This window comes from Nocardia altamirensis NBRC 108246 (assembly GCF_001612685.1).
GTDB classification, from domain to species: Bacteria; Actinomycetota; Actinomycetes; order Mycobacteriales; family Mycobacteriaceae; genus Nocardia; species Nocardia altamirensis.
The window spans coordinates 38,060-55,774 of sequence record NZ_BDAY01000050.1 but is presented as its reverse complement, the minus strand read 5'-3'; the positions used below and the strand labels follow the sequence as shown (position 1 = coordinate 55,774).

At 68.4% G+C, this 17,715-nt stretch carries 14 protein-coding genes; 1 reads left to right on the top strand and 13 read right to left on the bottom strand.

The window, feature by feature from the left end; all coding sequences use genetic code 11:
- Positions 1-104: 104 nt before the first annotated feature.
- The 9 genes from NA11_RS25520 to NA11_RS25480 form a co-directional block, all read right to left on the bottom strand.
- Entirely contained in the window at positions 105-797 is a 693-nt protein-coding gene (locus NA11_RS25520) for a helix-turn-helix transcriptional regulator (RefSeq protein WP_141717829.1), read from the bottom strand.
- A gap of 51 nt (positions 798-848) precedes the next feature.
- Positions 849-2,972 carry a type VII secretion protein EccE gene (eccE, locus tag NA11_RS25515; RefSeq protein WP_069164530.1) on the bottom strand — a complete coding sequence of 708 codons (2,124 nt, stop codon included), beginning with the start codon at positions 2,970-2,972 and terminating at the stop codon, positions 849-851.
- Positions 2,969-4,327 carry a type VII secretion-associated serine protease mycosin gene (gene mycP / locus NA11_RS25510; protein ID WP_141717846.1) on the bottom strand — a complete coding sequence of 453 codons (1,359 nt, stop codon included), beginning with the start codon at positions 4,325-4,327 and terminating at the stop codon, positions 2,969-2,971. Before mycP ends, eccE begins: the two co-directional genes overlap by 4 nt.
- A gap of 74 nt (positions 4,328-4,401) precedes the next feature.
- Positions 4,402-5,808, bottom strand: coding sequence for a type VII secretion integral membrane protein EccD (gene eccD, locus NA11_RS25505; RefSeq protein ID WP_281197084.1), 1,407 nt, complete (start codon positions 5,806-5,808; stop codon positions 4,402-4,404).
- Positions 5,809-6,016: 208 nt separating this feature from the next.
- A complete protein-coding gene (locus NA11_RS25500) occupies positions 6,017-6,838 on the bottom strand; it encodes an ESX secretion-associated protein EspG (RefSeq protein WP_167837727.1) in 822 nt (273 codons plus the stop codon).
- A gap of 133 nt (positions 6,839-6,971) precedes the next feature.
- The gene (locus tag NA11_RS25495) at positions 6,972-7,253 is read right to left on the bottom strand and encodes a WXG100 family type VII secretion target (RefSeq protein WP_069164526.1); all 282 of its coding nucleotides are present in this window, start codon (positions 7,251-7,253) and stop codon (positions 6,972-6,974) included.
- Positions 7,254-7,285: 32 nt separating this feature from the next.
- On the bottom strand, positions 7,286-7,597 hold the full coding sequence (locus tag NA11_RS25490; RefSeq protein WP_069164525.1) for a WXG100 family type VII secretion target: 312 nt from the start codon (positions 7,595-7,597) through the stop codon (positions 7,286-7,288).
- Between the two features lie 103 nt (positions 7,598-7,700).
- Positions 7,701-9,053 carry a PPE family protein gene (locus NA11_RS25485; RefSeq protein ID WP_084655061.1) on the bottom strand — a complete coding sequence of 451 codons (1,353 nt, stop codon included), beginning with the start codon at positions 9,051-9,053 and terminating at the stop codon, positions 7,701-7,703.
- A 24-nt stretch (positions 9,054-9,077) separates the two neighbouring features.
- Entirely contained in the window at positions 9,078-9,374 is a 297-nt protein-coding gene (locus NA11_RS25480) for a PE family protein (protein ID WP_069164523.1), read from the bottom strand.
- 276 nt (positions 9,375-9,650) lie between these two features.
- Between NA11_RS25480 and NA11_RS44985 the strand changes: the two genes are divergently transcribed.
- Positions 9,651-9,905 carry a hypothetical protein gene (locus NA11_RS44985; RefSeq protein ID WP_141717828.1) on the top strand — a complete coding sequence of 85 codons (255 nt, stop codon included), beginning with the start codon at positions 9,651-9,653 and terminating at the stop codon, positions 9,903-9,905.
- A gap of 12 nt (positions 9,906-9,917) precedes the next feature.
- Here the strand turns inward: NA11_RS44985 and eccCa are convergent, their stop codons facing one another.
- From eccCa to NA11_RS45810, 4 genes are read right to left on the bottom strand one after another with little or no spacing between them, the layout of a single operon-like run.
- Positions 9,918-14,012: a type VII secretion protein EccCa gene (gene eccCa / locus NA11_RS25475; protein WP_069164522.1), complete on the bottom strand. Its 4,095-nt coding sequence runs from the start codon at positions 14,010-14,012 to the stop codon at positions 9,918-9,920.
- A gap of 1 nt (position 14,013) precedes the next feature.
- A complete protein-coding gene (eccB, locus tag NA11_RS25470; protein ID WP_141717827.1) occupies positions 14,014-15,558 on the bottom strand; it encodes a type VII secretion protein EccB in 1,545 nt (514 codons plus the stop codon).
- A 25-nt stretch (positions 15,559-15,583) separates the two neighbouring features.
- Positions 15,584-17,419: a type VII secretion AAA-ATPase EccA gene (gene eccA, locus NA11_RS25465; RefSeq protein ID WP_069164520.1), complete on the bottom strand. Its 1,836-nt coding sequence runs from the start codon at positions 17,417-17,419 to the stop codon at positions 15,584-15,586.
- The gene (locus NA11_RS45810; RefSeq protein ID WP_069164519.1) at positions 17,416-17,703 is read right to left on the bottom strand and encodes a hypothetical protein; all 288 of its coding nucleotides are present in this window, start codon (positions 17,701-17,703) and stop codon (positions 17,416-17,418) included. Before NA11_RS45810 ends, eccA begins: the two co-directional genes overlap by 4 nt.
- Between the last annotated feature and the right edge of the window lie 12 nt (positions 17,704-17,715).

The following is a 17,715-nucleotide window of genomic DNA, read 5'->3' as shown; positions in this document are numbered from 1 at the left end:
CGATCCCGCCCGCCATCGGTCTCTGCGGGCCGCATGATCCATCACTCCGGACGCCATGTCTCAAACGAAGCCTTCGGCCGGGCCAGACACACCGATTCGATGGCTCACGTGGCACGACGATGGCGTCGCGCCACCGAGCGAGAGATATTGATTTCGTCGTCGACGAAATACGCGGGTGACACGTCGAATATTTCGGCGAATGCCATGATCAGATCGAGGCGGGGAATCGCGGCCGAGGGGCGGCGCTCGGGCGGGGTTTCTCCATTGATCAGCCGGTAGATATGGCTCTTGGACACCGCGATGTCGGGGTACTCGCGGATGATGATCTGATGCAGTCGGTAGCCGGTCATCGGTTTGGTGTCGGCGATGTCCGACACCACCTCATATCGGGCGACCAAGGCACGCAGCTTGGCATCGAAGTCGGGCGGAACATGGTGGGGCCGAATCATTTTGGCGTGCTCGAGATCCAGGTCCTCGACGAGGAAGTAGGCCGGGGTGATCTCGAAGATCGAGGCCAGCGCGTGGATCAGGTCCAGCCGGGGCAGCGCTTTGCCCTCCCGAAGACGGTAGACGTGGGTTTTCGACACCGCCACCGCGGGGAATTGATCGGAGATAATGGCGTGCAAAGTGTAGGGCGACATCGCCCGGGCGCGTTCCCCGTCGCCGACAGAATGCGCGTCCAGCACGGATTGCAATTTGCTCGCGAAGAACAGCGAAATGGCGTTCGGCAACCCATTCACACCTTGGATGAGGTCGGAGCCTGGATCGAGCGGGGTTGCGGGGTCGGGCGTGGTCATCGTGGTATCGATGGTCGCACACAACATTGGATTCGACCTCCGGTCGGGTACTCAGATACCGCGCCCTGGCGCACCTGTCTCAGGGTCCTGCTGTGATTCCCCTGGTGGACCGTCCTGTGAGGTGCCCGTGTCTCCTCGATCACGTTCGGTGTCGTCCTGTTCGCGCCGGACACGGTCGGCGGCGTCGCGGCGAGCCCGGTCGAGGTCGAACGACGAGCTCGGATGTGGACGCCGAGCGTCAACACCGCCACCGTCGCCAGGGCGCGCCAGCGTCTCGCGCGGGATCTGGCGCAGCGCCCGGCGCTCACCCAGCACGGGCATCAGCCACGGGGGAGTCGCCGGTGCGCCGTCCTCGACGACCGGTGCGTCGGGGGTGCGCGCATCCGCCGAGGCAGTCTCGGGCCCCGGATCGGACGCCTCGACGTCGGAGGTGGGGTTCTCGCGCAGGTCCGGGCCGTCTGCGGTGGTGGGGCCGGGATCGCCCGCGCTGGCCCCGTAGAGATACAGGTGCTCGCCAGCGGCCACCCGCAGGTGCAGGCCGTAGCTGTGACCGGCCACGGTCAGCTCGAACCGATCGCTGTCGGGATCGGGATCTGGCTGCACGATCTGCACCGCGGCCTCGGGGACCGGTTCGGCGTCGGCCTCGCACAGGACCAACGCGGTCGAGGTGCGGTCTGCGGCCGGGCGATCGCGCCGATCGAACACCGCGATCTGCGGACTCCGGCGTCCGGCGTCCTCGGTGGCCAGCCACGCCCGCTGGTGGCTGTCGGCGACCAGAGCGCGCCAGCGGTCCGGGTCCTCGGTGTGGATGACCACCCGTGCACCGGTGGCCACCGCACGCAGCACCAGCTGCACGGCCAGCGCCCGCCCCGCGCGCGCCTGGATGACCGTGACCGCCGCGTTCGAGGCGGGCGTCACCAAGGGCAGGGCCAGAGCGTGCCCGTCGTCGGTGAACCCGATCAGCTGCCCTGACGGGCCGAGCGGGATCCGGGTCAGCTCCACGCTGTCCAGCGGCACCGACGGCGCCCGGACCTCCGTGACCGTGGTTGCGGGCATCGCGCTCGCCAGCGCTTCGCCTTGGTGGCCGGGCACGTTCAGCAGTCCCGGCACGGGCGGTTGCCGCAGCGGGCGAGTGGTGACATAGCGGGCGAGCGCACCGACCCGACGCTGGCCGGCCGAGGTCTCGCTCAGGCGCACCGTGGTCGCGATATGCACCGCCGAGGTCACCGACCACCAGCGGTCAACGCTGTCGGCCTGGAGCTGGTGAGGGTCGGCGACGAAAGTCGTCAGCACAAGATCACCCGCGGCCCGCAGATGACCCCACCGTTCCTGGCAGCGCCGAGGAGCCAGGAAATGCTCCAAGGTGGCGAGCTCGCGCGCCGACAACGCGGCCGCGGGCACACCGGACTGGCACAACCGGGCCGTAATGCGCAGGGTCGCCGCGGCCAGCGTGCGCCGCGCAGACCCGCGAGCGCGCAGCGCGGCGAGATTGGCCAGCGGGTCCAGGCGCACGATCAGCCACGTGGTGCGGTCGGCGACCAGCGGCAGACCCTCCAGCGCGCGACGATAGCTGCTGTAGTGACCGGTGCCGCGCGGCAGCGGATGACCGGCGGCGACCACATCGATGCCGACCACGGCGTCACCGAAACGCAGCAGCCGCGCCAGCATCGCCAGATCCAGGGCGGTACCGCCCTCGAGGCGTGCCTGGCCCGCCGGATCCACCCAGGTCGGAGTCAACGGTTCGGCGGGGCTGATTTCGATCATCGACACCAGCCCGGAGCGGTCCCAGCGCACCCCGATTCCCACACCACTGACCTCGACATCGACAGGAGCCGGTGCGGGCGCCGCTTCGGCACTGCGTCGGCGCCGACGCCGAAATCCCGCTACCGCCAACCCGATTCGCCACACGGGATATCCGTCGAAACGCACGATCGCGGCCAGCACCATCACCGCCATCACCACGACCGGGATCCACCACAGCCGCACCGTGACCGCGACAGTTCCCACCAGGCTCAGCCCGAGCGCCAGCACCACCAGATCGCCGGTGTGCGCGGGCAGCGCGAGGGTGGTGCGCTCCCACCGCCGCGTCGTGGCATGCCGGTAGGCGCGGCCCTTGCGGGCCACCGCCCGGGCGGCGGTGGCGGTCGTGGTCATCACGCTGTGCGTCGTGGTCATCGGGCCTGCTTTCGACGCCGTAGCAGCACCGGCAACCCCAGCAGCCCGCATCCCAGGATCACCGCGCCACCCGCTGTGGCCAGCGCCATCACCCGCGGCAACCGATCACGGGACGGGGGCGCCGCGATCGGGGGCAGCGCGCTGCTGCCGAAACGTCCGACTCCGGAACCGTCGAGGCGCACATCGGCGCTCAGCGCGGCCAGCGGATCCAGCAGCCCGGCCCCGACGGTGTTGTCGAGACCGCGCGCCGGGGCGTGGGCGGTGCGGGTGAGCCGGTCGATGACCTGGCGGGCGTTCAACTGCGGGAACCGTGCCCGCACCAAGGCCGCGGCCCCGGAGACGTAGGCCGCAGCGTAGCTCGACCCCGCGACCGGGACGCTGCCGTTGTTGGGTCCAGCCACGCCGTTGACGACACCGTCGCCGCCCAAGGGGTTCAGGCTCACGATCGCCGTGCCCGGTGCTGCCAGGCCCAGCCAGGGGCCACGCAGCGAGTACGGGCTGGGGGTGCCGGTCGGGGAGGTGAACCCCACCGACACCACGTGCTGAGCGAAGTTCGCCGGTGTGGAGATGGTCTTGATCTGGCTCCAGCCGCGCGGATCGTCCGGTGTCGCCGGGCTCTCGGGCGGGTTCTGGCTGCACGAGGAGCCGCCCGGGTTCCCGCCCCCGCTCGAGGTGTTTCCGGCCGCGGCCACGATGACCGCGTCGTGCACGCTCGCGGCGTACCACAGCGCAGCACCCAGTTCGCCCTGATCGATACCGCTGGCCGCGTTCAGGCAGGAGGCGATCGAAATGTTGATCACCCGCGCGTTCATGTTCGCGGCGTGCACCACCGCTCGTGCCAGCGCGCGTAGTTCGATCGCCGCGCGCCCGGCGTTGGGATCGTTGGGATCGGTGCCCGGGGGCAGGTCGGCGGAAAACGCATCCGAGGACTGGCGGATGGAGATGATCTGGGCGTCGGGGGCGACCCCGACGAATCCGTCCGCCGGTGAAGCCGCCGCACCGATGATCCCCGCCACCAGCGTGCCGTGCGCGTCGCAATCGCTCAGACCGTCCCCGCCCGCGGTGACATAATCGCCGCCGCCGACCAGATTGGCCAGCCGCGGTTGTGCGCGCACCCCGGTGTCGATCACCGCGACCGACACCCCGGCGCCGGTGGAGAGTCGATGCGCGGCCGCCAGTTGCAGGGTCAGTGCCGGGGGCGGGGGCTGGGTCAGATCGGAGTCGGCCAGCACCCCCGCACCGGCGCAACCCTTGGTCTGGCGGGCATTACCCTCCGGTCCCGGCGGTGTATCCGCCGGCACCCGGGCGGTGTCCACACTCGGTGGCCCCGGCACGGCCCGGGCGGGAGATGGCATCACCACACCCAGCGCCGATACCGCGAGAACCGTTGTCGCGGAAACGATCAGCATCCGAAGCCCCGTCATCGGCGTCACAGGTTCCGGACGAAGGAATACACGCCCATGCACCAGGCCGCCAGCGGGATCAGCGCCACGATCAGAAGCTGCTCGAGCAACTCGATATTGCGGCGGGTGACCGGTGAGGGGCGTGCCGCGGGCAGCCGGGCCGCGGCCGCGGCGGCCACCGTCAACGCCACCATCACCACGACCACGCTCAGCTGCACCGGCAACGAGGCATACCCGGCCACGATGCGCGCCGCGACGCCAGCAGCGGTGACGAACGCCGTGACATACATGATCGTGGCCTGCACCCGGTCGGTGTAGCTGCGGGCCCGCAGCGTGACCGAGGCGACCACAAGGCCCGCGACGACGAGCTGGATCGGCAGATGGTAGGCGTAGGGCACCACGGTCGCGGCGGTCGCGCACGCCAGCACTACCGCGGTCCCCAGCAGCAACCCGGTCAGCGCTTTGGTCGCCGCCACTGCTCGCCGCTCGAGACGGCCGGTCGCGTCGAGATCGTGATCGAGGTCGAAGACTTCCTCGAGGGCGTCGGGGTCGATGTCCTCACCAGGGGCAGGCAGATTCGGCGGGCGCAACCGCGACGCGAGCACACCCACCTTGGGAGCGTTGACCAGCACGATCATCGCCGCGATGACCGTGCCCGCGGCCACCGTGGACACCCGCCAGCCGAGCAATTCCACCAGCAGCGCATCGACCGCCACCGCGACCGCGACGGTGATCACCGTCGCGTGCAGCATCACCCCGAGACCCTCGAGCGCACGCAACAGCAGCACACTGGCCATCCCGGTCACCACTGCCGAACCCAGCGCCTGCGCGGCACCGAAATGCGCGGGAGCGCCCTGGGCCGAGGGCACCAGCACCGCCCCCGCCGTGCCAGACAGGATCAGCGCGGAGATCGTCAAGGCATAGGCCGTCGCTGCCGAACGCCACCAATGCGCGGCCGCAGCCGCACCGGCCGCCGCTGCCACGGCCAGGATCAGCGCCACCGCCGCACACCACCAGTTCGACGAGCCTGCGCTGAGCCAGCTGCGCGCCAGCAGCCCCGCGCACACTCCCGACCCGGCGACCACCGCCAGCCGCGACAACGCGCTCGCGTGCGAGGGCTCGAACTCGGCGAAGCCGCGCTCGTTGATCTGCGCGACCGCTTCGCTGATCTCCTCGACCAGGGGACTGAACCGCTCACCATCGGGTGCGGGTTGCAGCTCGAGCAGGACGCCGTCGGTCACCCCGGCCTGAGCCAGGGTGTGCTCGCGCGGGATCGGCGCCTGACCGATACGAGCCAGTGTCATCACCGCCGCGCTGCGATCGATCGGGGCGAATCGCGCCAAGAACTCGAGCAGATCCTCCATCACGATCTCAAGCGGGATCTGCTCGGCCAAATCGACATCGATCTGGCGATCACCCACTCGAATCGGCACCCGCACCCGCGGCGGAGCGACAGGGTCTGTCGGATTTGTCGTCGCCACGATGTCCTTCCGATCCGATGACAGCGCCTCGGCGCGAAGTGCGCGCTTTACTGGGCCGGCCGCGCCGGGTGACCCGGAATTCGACAACCGCAGCGCACCATGTCCGGATGCCAGTTCGGCCGGAAGTCAATCCTAACCACCGAATGTCCCACCAGTGAGACTATGAGCCGGTGTTTACGCGACGCGTTCCAAACCAGTCACCCTCGGGCAACAACGCCGCGAGATCGGTGACGCCCTGATGAAACTCCGCGAGAGAACCGGGCACGAACACCGACCACATCTGCCCGCTCGCACCGCGGCGTGCCCGCGCGATCACCCGCCCGTGCTCGGTGTCGAACACGCCCAGGCCCGCGCCGAGTGGCCGGCGACCGGTCGCCGAATGGGAGGTCATCGTGATCTCCGCACGCTGTCGGGCGCGTCCGAGCGTGCTGATCACCGCCGCCGAGGCCGCCTCGGCCCCCAATCCGAGCAGCGGGTCGATCAGCGCTGCGGGCTCGAGATGTTGCAGGGCGGCCAGGTCGGCGGTCAACGCGGTCACCGGAGTGAACGCCAGCGCAGGGCATCCTCCGAGCCCGGACCACAGAGCCGAGCTGACCACATGCGGGTCGGCTCCATCACAGAACACCGGCTGTAGGGTGACCATCTCGCCCAGCCGCGCGGCCAGCACATGCGCCTGCCCGGCGCGGACCAGCGACATCCGCAGCCACTGATCGCCGTTGCGGACCCGTGCCGCTGCCTCGACCTGCGGTCGTCCGAGTACCGAAACCCAGTGCAGTACAGAGGAATTGAACGATCCAGTCGCGTCGAGGAGGTCGGTGCCGGTCAGCGAGGAGATCACCTTGGCATCGATCGCGGCCTGCTCGTCGGGGTAGAACACCGTCGGCATCACCGCCAGCACATCAGGAAACGACGCCACGCCCGCCTGCCGGCCCGCCAGCAGCAACGCATCGACGCTGAGTTCGGCGCACACGGCGATCGGCACGGCAGAAATCACCTGTCCTCAAAAGGTCGGCAGAGCAGTCGAAAGCACCGGGCGCATACCAGCGCCACACCCGTCCCGAACAGGGCGCGGGCGCTGCGATCAAGTGGTGCTCGGTGTCAGGAACTGAGTGGGATCAGTGGCCGAACCGTGCCCGAACAGCACTGTCGGTGCCCTGCATGGTGATCCCGGTCTGCTCGAGGCGCACCCCGAGATCAGCCAGCGCGGACATGACCTCGTTCTGCATGGCGTCGAGCTGGACCTGGGAATCTTGCCACGACATCGATCCCGTGCCTTGCCAGTTACCCGCCAGGCGGGCTGAACTGGATTTGACGCCGTCCCAGGCCGCAACCATGCCCTTGCTGGCTCCGGCGATGCTGGTTGCTGCCGATTCGATTCCGGTGAATTCGTAGTACATGTCGAAAGTCCTTCCGAGACAGAGGGTTGGGATCAGCCGAGGTTGGCGCCGGAGGCGTTGAACACCTGCGCGCGTTCGGTGTCGGTGGCTTCGTAGTCGGCGCCGGAAATGCCGAGATTCGAGGCGATCTCATCGAGTAGTCGCGTGGCCGCATTGGCGGCGAAGTTCCAGCGGTCATGTGCTCCCTGGAATGCCATCTGCGCTTGTCCCTGAAGGCTGGCGTATGTGCCCTCGCTGGTAGCTGTGACGTTGTTGAGCATTGTCTTCAGGGTCATGTACGCGGTGGCGAAATCGGTGCTCGCGCTGGCGTGAGCACCGGTCTCGGCCCTTAAATGATTGACCATTTCTGTCTCCTTGTGCCGTGGTGAATGGGTTTCCTGACCGTCCTTGCGTCCGCCACCGTGGTGGTGGTGTGCCCCGAACGGTCAAGGGGCACAAGCTTTGCGGTCATCCGCTGTCCGAGTTCGCATCCACTGGTTGCCGTACGCGGCCCGGCGCGGTCTCGGTGTCCGGGGATTGTTCGGCCACCGGGACCGACACGATCCGTGCGCCCATGACCACCGCTCGCCGACGCGCAGGTTGGCCTTCACCGGCGGCTGCCGTGCTGGCGGGGGGATACATCGGCGGTGCGCCAGCACGTGCTGCGGCAGCGGCTTCGGCGGCACCGGCCTGGATCGTCGAGCCCATCGCGGGCGCCATCGCGGGCGGCATTCCGCCCTGCCAGCCGTGGGGCAGCCGGAACCCGGTCGTGGCGCCGGACATCCCGGCCAGTGACGGGGCGAACTGCAGCGACGCCGCCGGAAGGGCCGTGCCGCTCGACATCGCGACGCCGGTGGGGGAGCTGGGGCTGACTCCGGCGAACCCGGGATTGTCCAGTGCCCCGACCCCGGGCTGGCCTTCGAGGCGCTGGCGCAGGTAGTCGGTCAGCTGGGTGGCCGGAGAGACCGCGGACTGGACCGTGTTCGTCGCCATCCCGGTCGCCTGCTGCGCGGCGCTGCCGACCTGTCCGCCTACCTGCTGGGCCTGCGAGAGCAGCGCCTGCAACTCGCCGTGACGGGCCAGTGCCTGGGCCTGCTGGTCACCAGCGCTCTGCTCGTCGCGGGCGTGCCCGTCGGTGCGCGCAGAGGTGACCATCGCAATGCTCACCGGCAACGCGATCTCGTTGATCGCCGATTGCAGGGTCGCCCGCGCCGCGGTGGCGGCCAGCTGAGCATCCTTGAGCGGTGTCGAGGCCGCATTGGCCAACGTGGTGGCGATCAGGGGGTTCGGCGGACCTTCGCCGACGATCGGTGGAGACGGCATGAACGGGTCGAAGATCGCATTCGCCGCGGTGGCTGCCGCGTAGGCGCTCATCACCGCCGCCGCCTGGATCCACATCGCGACGTAGGCGGCCTCGTTGGCTGCCAGGGGAGCGGTGTTGACGCCCATGAAGTTGGTGGCGGCCAGCGTGATTCCGGTGGCCTGATTCGCCTCGATCACCGGCAGTGGCGGCATCGTCACCATGGCGAGTTCGTAGGCCGCGACCTGGGCCTGCGCGCGGGCCGCGGCCCCGCCCAGCTGGGTACAGGTGCCGTTGACCCAGCTCAGATAGGTGCCGAAGCAACCCATGGCAACCGCCGATGTCGGGCCGACCCATTGCGCGGACATGCCGGCCATCAAGCCGGTCAAAGCGCTCGCCGCGGCGGCGAATTCCGCGGACAGGGTGGTGTAGGCGGTCGCGGCGACCTGCATCGGCATGACACCTGCCCCGGCAATCAATCGTGCCGAGTTGATCTCTGGAGGTAGCGCGACCCACTCCACGGGTTCAGCCGTCCGTACGGGCTTTCACGCCAGCAGCGCGGCATTGGCGAGATCGGTGGCGCGATACTCGCCCGCGATCACCGCCATCTCGGCGCTGGCGCGACCCAAGACCGCCTGCGAACCCGCACCCACGGCCACGAATTCCGCACCGTGAGCGCTGTGAATGCCAGATGCGGCCAGCGATGCGTCATCGACCCCGGCCGGTGGCACCGCCGAGACCGCGACCGCGGTGCTGGTGATCGCCCGGGTCAGCTGGGCGGTGATGCTGGCAAGAGTCACTGCGGCGCCATCGAGGGCCTCCGGCTCGACCTGAACAAACATGGGGTTCCCCCTTCGGGGATGTCATTCGGCAACACATGTTTTGTATCGCGATCTTATCCCACCAGTGAGACTACATCGGATATCCAGGAAAATGATCCTACGACTGCAAGCGATCGTTTGAAAACATGGCCAAATTGCTGAGAGACGTCCTTCGGGCCGGTAGCGCATCGGGAATCTTGTAGTGGATCAGGGTGTGGCACCGGAGGCAAGGCCCTCCCTGTGTAACCCTTCAATGGCATCGCGGATCGGCTTTCAACTGTTTCGAGGGAGACACGCATGCTCAATCGAGGTCTGGCTGTCCGCTTCGGCTTTCCCGATACACCCGAACAACCTCGATATGAGCAGCTGGCAGTCCTCGAGGGCCGTCAGGCGTGGTTGTCTCCGTGGCTGGCGACGGTACTGTCCGGATCAGTACCGGTGCATATGTCGTGGGGGCTGACCCGGTGGCATGCGCTCGGCCGGGCGGCTCGCTGGGCACGCGGGCGGGCCGATCATGTTTTCGTCAGCGGGTGGGGTGGTGACTCCGATTGACCACCAAGCGAGTCAACGCGCGATGCGCACCAGATCGGTGAGGTTGTGCATGCGCCGCAGGTGGTCACATTCGCCCGGGACATGGATCTGGGGTTTGACGCTGTCGAACAGGATCTCGGTGCGGGGTCCGTCGAACAGCAGCACATCGCAACGGGCGCTGTTGAGCGAGCGCAGCACCGGATCGGCGTGCATCGAGATCGCGGCGTCGGCGACATTGCGGACCACGATCAGATGCAGGCCGTAGGTCAGGCCGTTGGCACCGAACCCGGCCCAGTGCCGTAACGGATTGCTGGGGTCGTTGCCACGTCCGGCGACCAGATCGAGGTCGTCGATGATCACGAAGTACTCCGGGCCCTGCCACCACGAGCGCTCGCGGATCTGGGCCGCCGTCACCCCTACCGGAGGGGTGCGCAGCGTGCGGATCGACTGGGTGAGGTCGGCCATCGTGGCATCGATGTTCTCGCCGGGCCCATAGAACGGCGGCAGCAGCATCCAGTCGGGATCGTCGAACAGTTCCATGTGCCGGTATCGGTAGTCCACCGCCAGGAAACGGGCCTGGGCCGGAGTGGGCAGCACCTTTTTGATTCCGGTGACCACCGACTCGACGGCGGTCGAGCGGCCCGACCCGCGCGAACCCACGATCAGCAGGTGCGGGGAGTCCACGAAATTCAGCGTCGCTGCCTCGAGATCGGACTCACGCACCCCGAACGGCACCGAGCGCAACCGGTCGAGGATGTCGGCCGAGGCCACCGGCGCCTGCCATCGGGCCAGCATGCTCGCCCGGTCGATCTCGTCGGGCAGCAGTTTCACCGGCTCGGCCGAGCGGCCCGGATAGTGGGCTACCACCCGGGCCACCGCGTCAGCCATCGCCGCGGGCAGAGTCGCCGGATCCGGGACAGAGTCCAGCCGGGGCAGCGCGGTCATCAAATGCAGGGCCTCGGGGCCGATTCCTCGACCGGGACGGCCGACAGGCACCGAAAGAGCCACGCTGCGATCCAGGACCGACTCGGTGGGGGAGCCGAGGCGCAGTTCGATCCTCGATTGCAGCTGATTGAACATCGCCGGTCGGAACGAGGACTGACTGGCCGCGCTGATGACCAGATGGATGCCGTAGCTGAGCCCGGAGGCCGCCAACGCTTCGAAGTCCGGCTTCGCCTCGTAGAGCGGATTGTTCTCCCCCGCGGCCCAGTCCCACCCGTCGACGATGAAGAAGATGTCACCGAACTCGGTGTCCTGCTGCTTGATTCGTGCGGCGAAGTCGGCATCGGTGCCGATCCGGGTACGTACCTCGGCCATGTCGCTGATGCCCAACATCGCGAAACGCCGTTCCCGGTGCTCGAGGATCTGTTTGATGGTGGCCAGCGTGCGCCGGATCAGGGTCGTGTCGCCTCGGCGGGCCACAGAGCCCACGTGCGGGAGTTCGGCCACACCGGCGGCCAGGCGTCCGCCGCCGAAGTCGAGAATGTAGAACTGCACCTGCTCGGGAGTGTGGGTCATGGCCGCCGAGAGCACCAGGGTCTGCAGCAGGGTGCTCTTGCCCGACTGCGGGCCGCCCATGATGGCGATGTTGCCGGCGGCACCGGTGGGCACGAAGCTCCACACATCCTGGCGTTGGTCGCGGGGCCGGTCGAGCAACGCCACCGGGAACCGCAGCGAGGCGACCGGCATGCTGGCCGGGGCCGCGGCGAGCAACTGATCGAGCGTGGGCGCGATACGCAGCTCCGGTAGCCACAGCCGCCGTGCGGGACGCCCATGCCTGGCGAGTTGGTCGACAACGACCTGCATCAAGGTTCGTGCGGGTTCTGCCTCTGTCGCTTCGGCGGATTCGGTCTCGGGGGTGTCGAGGCCCGCCGATTGCTCGGGGCCCGGCTCCTGCGGGGCCGCCTCGAGCGGGTCGGCGGTGAACAACGCCGCCGGGGCATATCCTTCGATCCTCGCCCGTTGCGCGGCGGTGGCATGCGGCGCGCGCGCCGGTGGTGGCTCGAATTCGCCACTGACATAAGCGGTTTGGAACTCCTGGAGTTCCCCGGCGCCCGCGCGCAGGAAACCGTGTCCGGGCTCGTCGAGGGCGATGAAGTTGGCGGCCGGGTCGCCGATGACGACCTTGGATTCCTGCTGATAGTTCAGCCGTAGCGCGATGCGATAGGACAGGTGCGCTTCGAGCCCGCGCATACTGCCCTGCTCCACGGTCTGCGAGGCGAACAGGAAGTGCACACCCAGCGCGCGTCCCAGCCGACCGACCCGGACGAACAGTTTGGCGAACTCCGGATGCTGGGTGAGCAGCTCGGTGAATTCGTCGATCACGCACAACAGGGTCGGCAGTGGTTCTGCCGACATCCCTCGCGCCCGGGCGCGTTCGTAATCGCTGATGTCTTTGAATCCGCCGGTTTCGCGTAGCAGGCGCTGGCGGCGTTCGAGTTCGCCTTCGAGCACATCGGCGAAGCGCGAGAGCAGGTCGGCTTCTTCTGCCATGTCGGTGACGATCGCGGTGACATGGGGCAATCGCTCGAGGCCGAGGAAGGTGGCACCGCCTTTGAAGTCGATCAGCAGCATGGTCACCACGTCAGGACTGTTCTGGGTGGCCAATGACAAGATCAACGTGCGCAGCCATTCGGATTTGCCCGAGCCGGTGGCCCCGATGCACATCCCGTGCGGGCCCATACCCCCGGGAATGACCGAGCCGTCCTTGATATCGAGGGCTATGGGCCGGTCGGTGGCGCGGTCGTGACCGTAAACGATCCGCAGCCGGTCTCGTTCAGGTTTGGTTGCCCACAGAGCCTCGACATCCAGAGCGGCGGGATCGATGATCCCCATCAGCGAGGCCCAGTCGTGGTTGTCTTCGGTGGTCAGTGCGGCCAGTGTGGTGCCGGTATCGGCGAGCCGATAGCTCGACAACCGCCGGGCGATGACCTCTGCTGCGGCCGGTGAGACATAGTCGGCCTCGCCGATATGGATCGGTGCTGTGCCGAGTGGTTCCTTCAGATGGGCCAGTGCACCGGCGGGCCCCAGTAGATAGATCATGTCGCGTCGCGCCGCCAGCGATCGCGACCCGGCATCCATCTGCAGCCAGGTGACACCGTCGATCCCGCTGATCGTGCGGTCCTCGTCGTCGACTCCCTCGCAGACGATCACGATCTGACGGCGATCAGCGCGCACGTCGCTGGCGGTGGAGAACTGCGGGCGGGCGGTGAGCTCGGCGGCCAAGCCCTCGCGCAAGGCCGCGGTGGAGCGATACACCATCCGGGCGGCGCCGAGTCCATCGCGCGCGTCGGGGTGCTGGGTGTGGGGTAGCCACTTGAGCCACTCCCAGTGCGCGGCGTGCTCGGCATCGACGACGGCGGCGATCAGGACGTGGTCGGGGCCATAGAACACCGCGATCTGGCACAGCAGCGCCCGCACCAGCCCGCGCAGCTGCTCAGCGGCTACCCCTTCCTCGGCGCGGAACCCCAAGGCGGGCTGACCGGTGAAGCTGGCCCGGATCGGCATGCCGGCCAATGTCGAGTGGGTCCGGATGAACTTCGCGACCATGACCGCGGTGAGGGGGTCGACGTGCCCGCCGGACACCGGAGCGGACTCCGGTGCTGCTGGTGCCGCGTCCAGGGCGGTGCGTCCGCGCGCGATGCGGGCTTCGCCCCATGTCTCGGCATGTTTGCCGCCCGGTGTCCGCTCCCACATGCGGTCGGTGCCGACGAAACGCACCAGCTGAGCGGGTGCGGGGTTGTGGTGGGCGGCCGCGTCGTATTGCGAACGGGCGCAGTCGTGGAGAACACCGCGCGAGCGGCCCAGCCCTTGCAGGAATTCCTTGCGGTCTTCGTTGAGTTCCCCGGTGCGTTTGCCTCCGCTGACGTTTCCGGCCAGCATAGGCCCGAGCCCGCCGAGCATCAGCAGGGGAAACAGCACCATCATCGGGTTGAATCCGCCGGAGCGGAACATGAACAGCATCATCCCTGCCATGCCGACAATGACGACGACCGGCATGAGGATCCGCCACTTCGGTGTCGGCACTGCCTTGGGTAGCTCCACCGGTGCCTCGACGACTACCTGCCGAATCCGTTGCACCGGAGCCGGAACCGACGTCGCGGGACGGCTGAAGCGTTTGGTGGCCATCTCAACCCCCCTGACCGGGTCGTGCCGTGGGCAGCAGTGCGGCCTGCTTGTCGGCCTCGATGCCGTCGTGGACGACCAGGGCATCGCGGACCGACAGTGACGGCCCGCGAGCGAACAACGACACGATCGGCCACGGCGCGGGGATCGGCTCACCGAGGCCCAGCGCGCTGACGGTGCGATCAGGGCCGGAGTCGTCGTCGGTGGTGTCGACACCGAAGCGCACACCGGTATCGGCCAGCCACCACAACGCTTCCCGGGTCGCCCCCGGGTCGGAGTGGACCTGAACGAACCGGCCCGCCCCCGCTGGCATGTAGACCGAGTCGGCGGTGGCCCCCGCGGAGGCGCCCGCGGTTACTGGCGACACCATCGCGGCACGTTGTTTGCTGGTCAACGGCAAGGTGCGCCCGCTCAGAAGTGTTGTGGTGGCGGTTGTTTCGCCCGCGCTCTGGTGCCAGCGCAGACAGGTCACCGGCGCCGAGTCGGCGATCAGCTCGATCGGCTCGGGCGGGTACCCGCCGACCCGCAGCTGCGTGGACAGCGGTGCCTTGGTCGCCACGTCGGGTGTGACTTCCAGGACCGCGGTGTTGCCGACGGAGTTCGACGCGCGCAGCATCGTGGCCACCACCGATCCGATGCGCTGCACTCCCGAGCTCAACGCGACGTAGTAGGTTGTCGTGCCATTGAGTTCGGTACTGCGCAGCACCGAGCCGACCTTGGCGCCCCCGCTCACCGTGTAGGGCAGGGGTGCTCCGGCATCGGGGGCGCTGGGCACCGTCAGCGGTGGCTCCTCGGGCAACGCGTCGTAGAGTCCCTTGCCCATCGGCAGGGGTTTGGCGCCGGTGATCCCCAGCGCGGTGGTGATCACCGGGCTGGTCGTGTCGATTCGGGCGCGCACGGCGGTTCCGTCCGCGCGCAAGTACACCAGCCACATCGCGTTGGCGTAGGACATCACCCGGCCCGCTCGACCGGAAAGCTCCGTGGCCCCGGACATGTCCAGTGCGCCGCTGATCACCGACGTCGACACCGGTGGCGCGCTGCTGGGCAGTCCTGTCGCGGGATCGAGCGGGACGGCGGTGCCGATCTTGGAGGCATTGCACAAGGTCCAATCGGAGTTGCGATCGGAGTTGGCGGTGAGAACCTGTGGCGCGCCGACGATCCCGACCAGCGGCCCGCGCGGGTAGCGGGCTATCTCGGCGGCCTTGACCCGTTTCGGCGGGGCCGGGCTACCCGCGATCAACCGTGCCGAGGCAAGGTTGAGCACCGGGTTGAATCGGTCCCCGACCCGCACATAGAGTGCGCCGCTGTCGCGATCGGCCACGATCTTGGTGGTGGCATCGATGGTGCCTTGCGGGGAGATCAAGGCGATCACCCCGCAGACCGCTGCGGCCAGCACCATGAGCACGATCCCGAGGATCAGAGCCAGGCTCTGGGAGCGCTGAGGGTCATCGAGCATCTGCGTTTCGCGGCGCACGAGCGCGTGTTCGAGACGCCGCAGCATGAACCGCCACCCCGACACCTGGGGCCGCGAGGTCATCCTCAATCGCACAACGGTCTCCTTCGCCGCGCCACCGTCACCGGCTCGCGTTGTCGGCCAGCAGGTTCTCGATCGCCTCACCCATGTCGGGCTCGGTGATCGTCATCAACGCCTGGCGCACCGAGTCGTCGGGGGCTCCCGCCGCGGCGGCCAACTCCGGGTCCTGGGCCAGGCGGTAGTTGCGCTCTTCTTCGGCGCCCTCGATGACGTTGCGCATGAAGCGGCCGTTACCGACGACGTCGATGGCGCTCTTGCCTTCACGCACGGTGGTGCTCAGCTGCGCGCACTCCGACATCAGCCGGTCGCGCGCACCCTCGGAAAGCACCGAATCACGTTTGTTCGCAATGACTTCGGCAATGGCCACCAATTCATCAGGGGTGTAGGAAGCAAACCGGATCCGGCGGGAGAACCGCGAGGCCAGGCCCTCGTTGGAGGCCAGGAACCGGTCGACCTCCTCGTCGTAGCCGGCGATGATGACCACCAGCCGGTCACGGTCGTTCTCCATCCGCGCCAGCAGCGTGTCGACCGCTTCGCGGCCGAACGCGTCGCCGCCGGCCAGCCCGGTCTGGATCAAGGTGTAGACCTCGTCGACGAAGAGCACGCCGCCGACCGCGGAATCGATGAGCGCGTTGGTCTTCGGTGCGGTGTGTCCCAGATGGGTGCCGACGAAATCGACCCGGGAGGCCTCGACCACCTTCGGGGTGTCGACCACGCCGAGCCCGGCGAAGATCTGCGCCACCACCCGCGCGATGGTCGTTTTCCCGGTGCCGGGCGGGCCGGTGAACACCAGATGGCGCGAGGATCCGTCGATGGACAACCCGGCCTTCTCTCGCATCCGTGAAACCTGCACCGTGGCACGCAGTTTCGCGATCTGCTGTTTCACCGCGGCCATGCCGATCTGCTCCTCGAGGACCCGCGAGGCGTCCTCGAGCCACTGCTCGCGGGTACGCGCGGACTCCTCACGATCGGCGGTGGCGACCGGGTCGTGGCCACTGGCGGGATCCCACGCGTCGGTACGCGTGGCGATCGCTGCGGCGCTGGTCAGTTTGAGCCGCTGAGTCGCGGGCCGGTAGGCCGCGACCGTGCCGGTGGTATCGGTGGCCATGAGCTCGGCGATGATCTGCTGAGCGCGTTCCTCGTCGCCCTGCTCGCGCAAGACCAGCGCCTGGATGAGCCGAGCCTGGGCCCGCAGATGCTGGGCCGGTTCCCGCGGGTCGTCGAGGATGCCGCTCACCCGGCGCAGCGCCTCGTCGAACGCGCCGAGATTGGCGTAGGCCTGCGCGGTCACGGTCGCGCAGGCGACCTGCAGCAACGGCTGGTCCCACTGGGTGGCCTTGAGCTGGGGTTCGAGGTCGGTGATGGCCGTCCACTGCTCGGTGGCCAGGTACATGCCGAGCAGGACCGTCGTCGCCAGCTGCTGGTCGTGGGCCTCGCCGTGCCGATCACCGAGGTGCTGCTGGAGCTGTTCGGCGGCTTCTTGCCATTGCGCGGAAGTGCCGTCGGCGGGATAGGCCAGCGCGCAGGCCAAGGCGATCGAGGCTTCGCTCGCGCGCCGCAGCGGATGATGGATGCCGTAGACGTGCAGATCGAACAATCCGCTGAGCAGCTCGCCATCGAGCAGGCCCTCGGCGCGGGAATGCACATACAGGTTGCGGGCACGGCTGGCCTTGAACAACGTCGCCCGGGAGTTGTCGCCCGCGGCGATCAATCCCATCACCGCATCACTCATCGTCGGATCCAGCTTCACCGCGGTGCGAAACGCCTCCGCCGCGCGGGTGCGAGCCGGACCCGGAGCGCCGGGGGCACTGTGTTCCTGCGCGGCGTTCATGAGTTCACGGACCCCGAGCCGGAAGGCCTCCACCGCCGCTGTCATGCCGCACGCCTGCTGGTCGTCGAGGTCGCGATGGCGGTCCCGTTGATGAACGGTTTCCCGCCGGCGATTCCGGTGTAGCGATTGGCCTGCGCGCGATCTCGGCACGCTGCGATCACCGGGCAGTTCGCGCAGTGGGAAGCGAAGTTCTGCGCGGCCCGCAGTGTGGCCCGGCGCAGCGGTCGCGCTGCACCCACCAAAGCATCCAAGCGGTTCTCCCACCCGGCGTACACCATCGCGTGGCGGGTGCACCCGGACACTTCTTCGCGATGGTCCATCCCTGTCACAAGGGACGCATC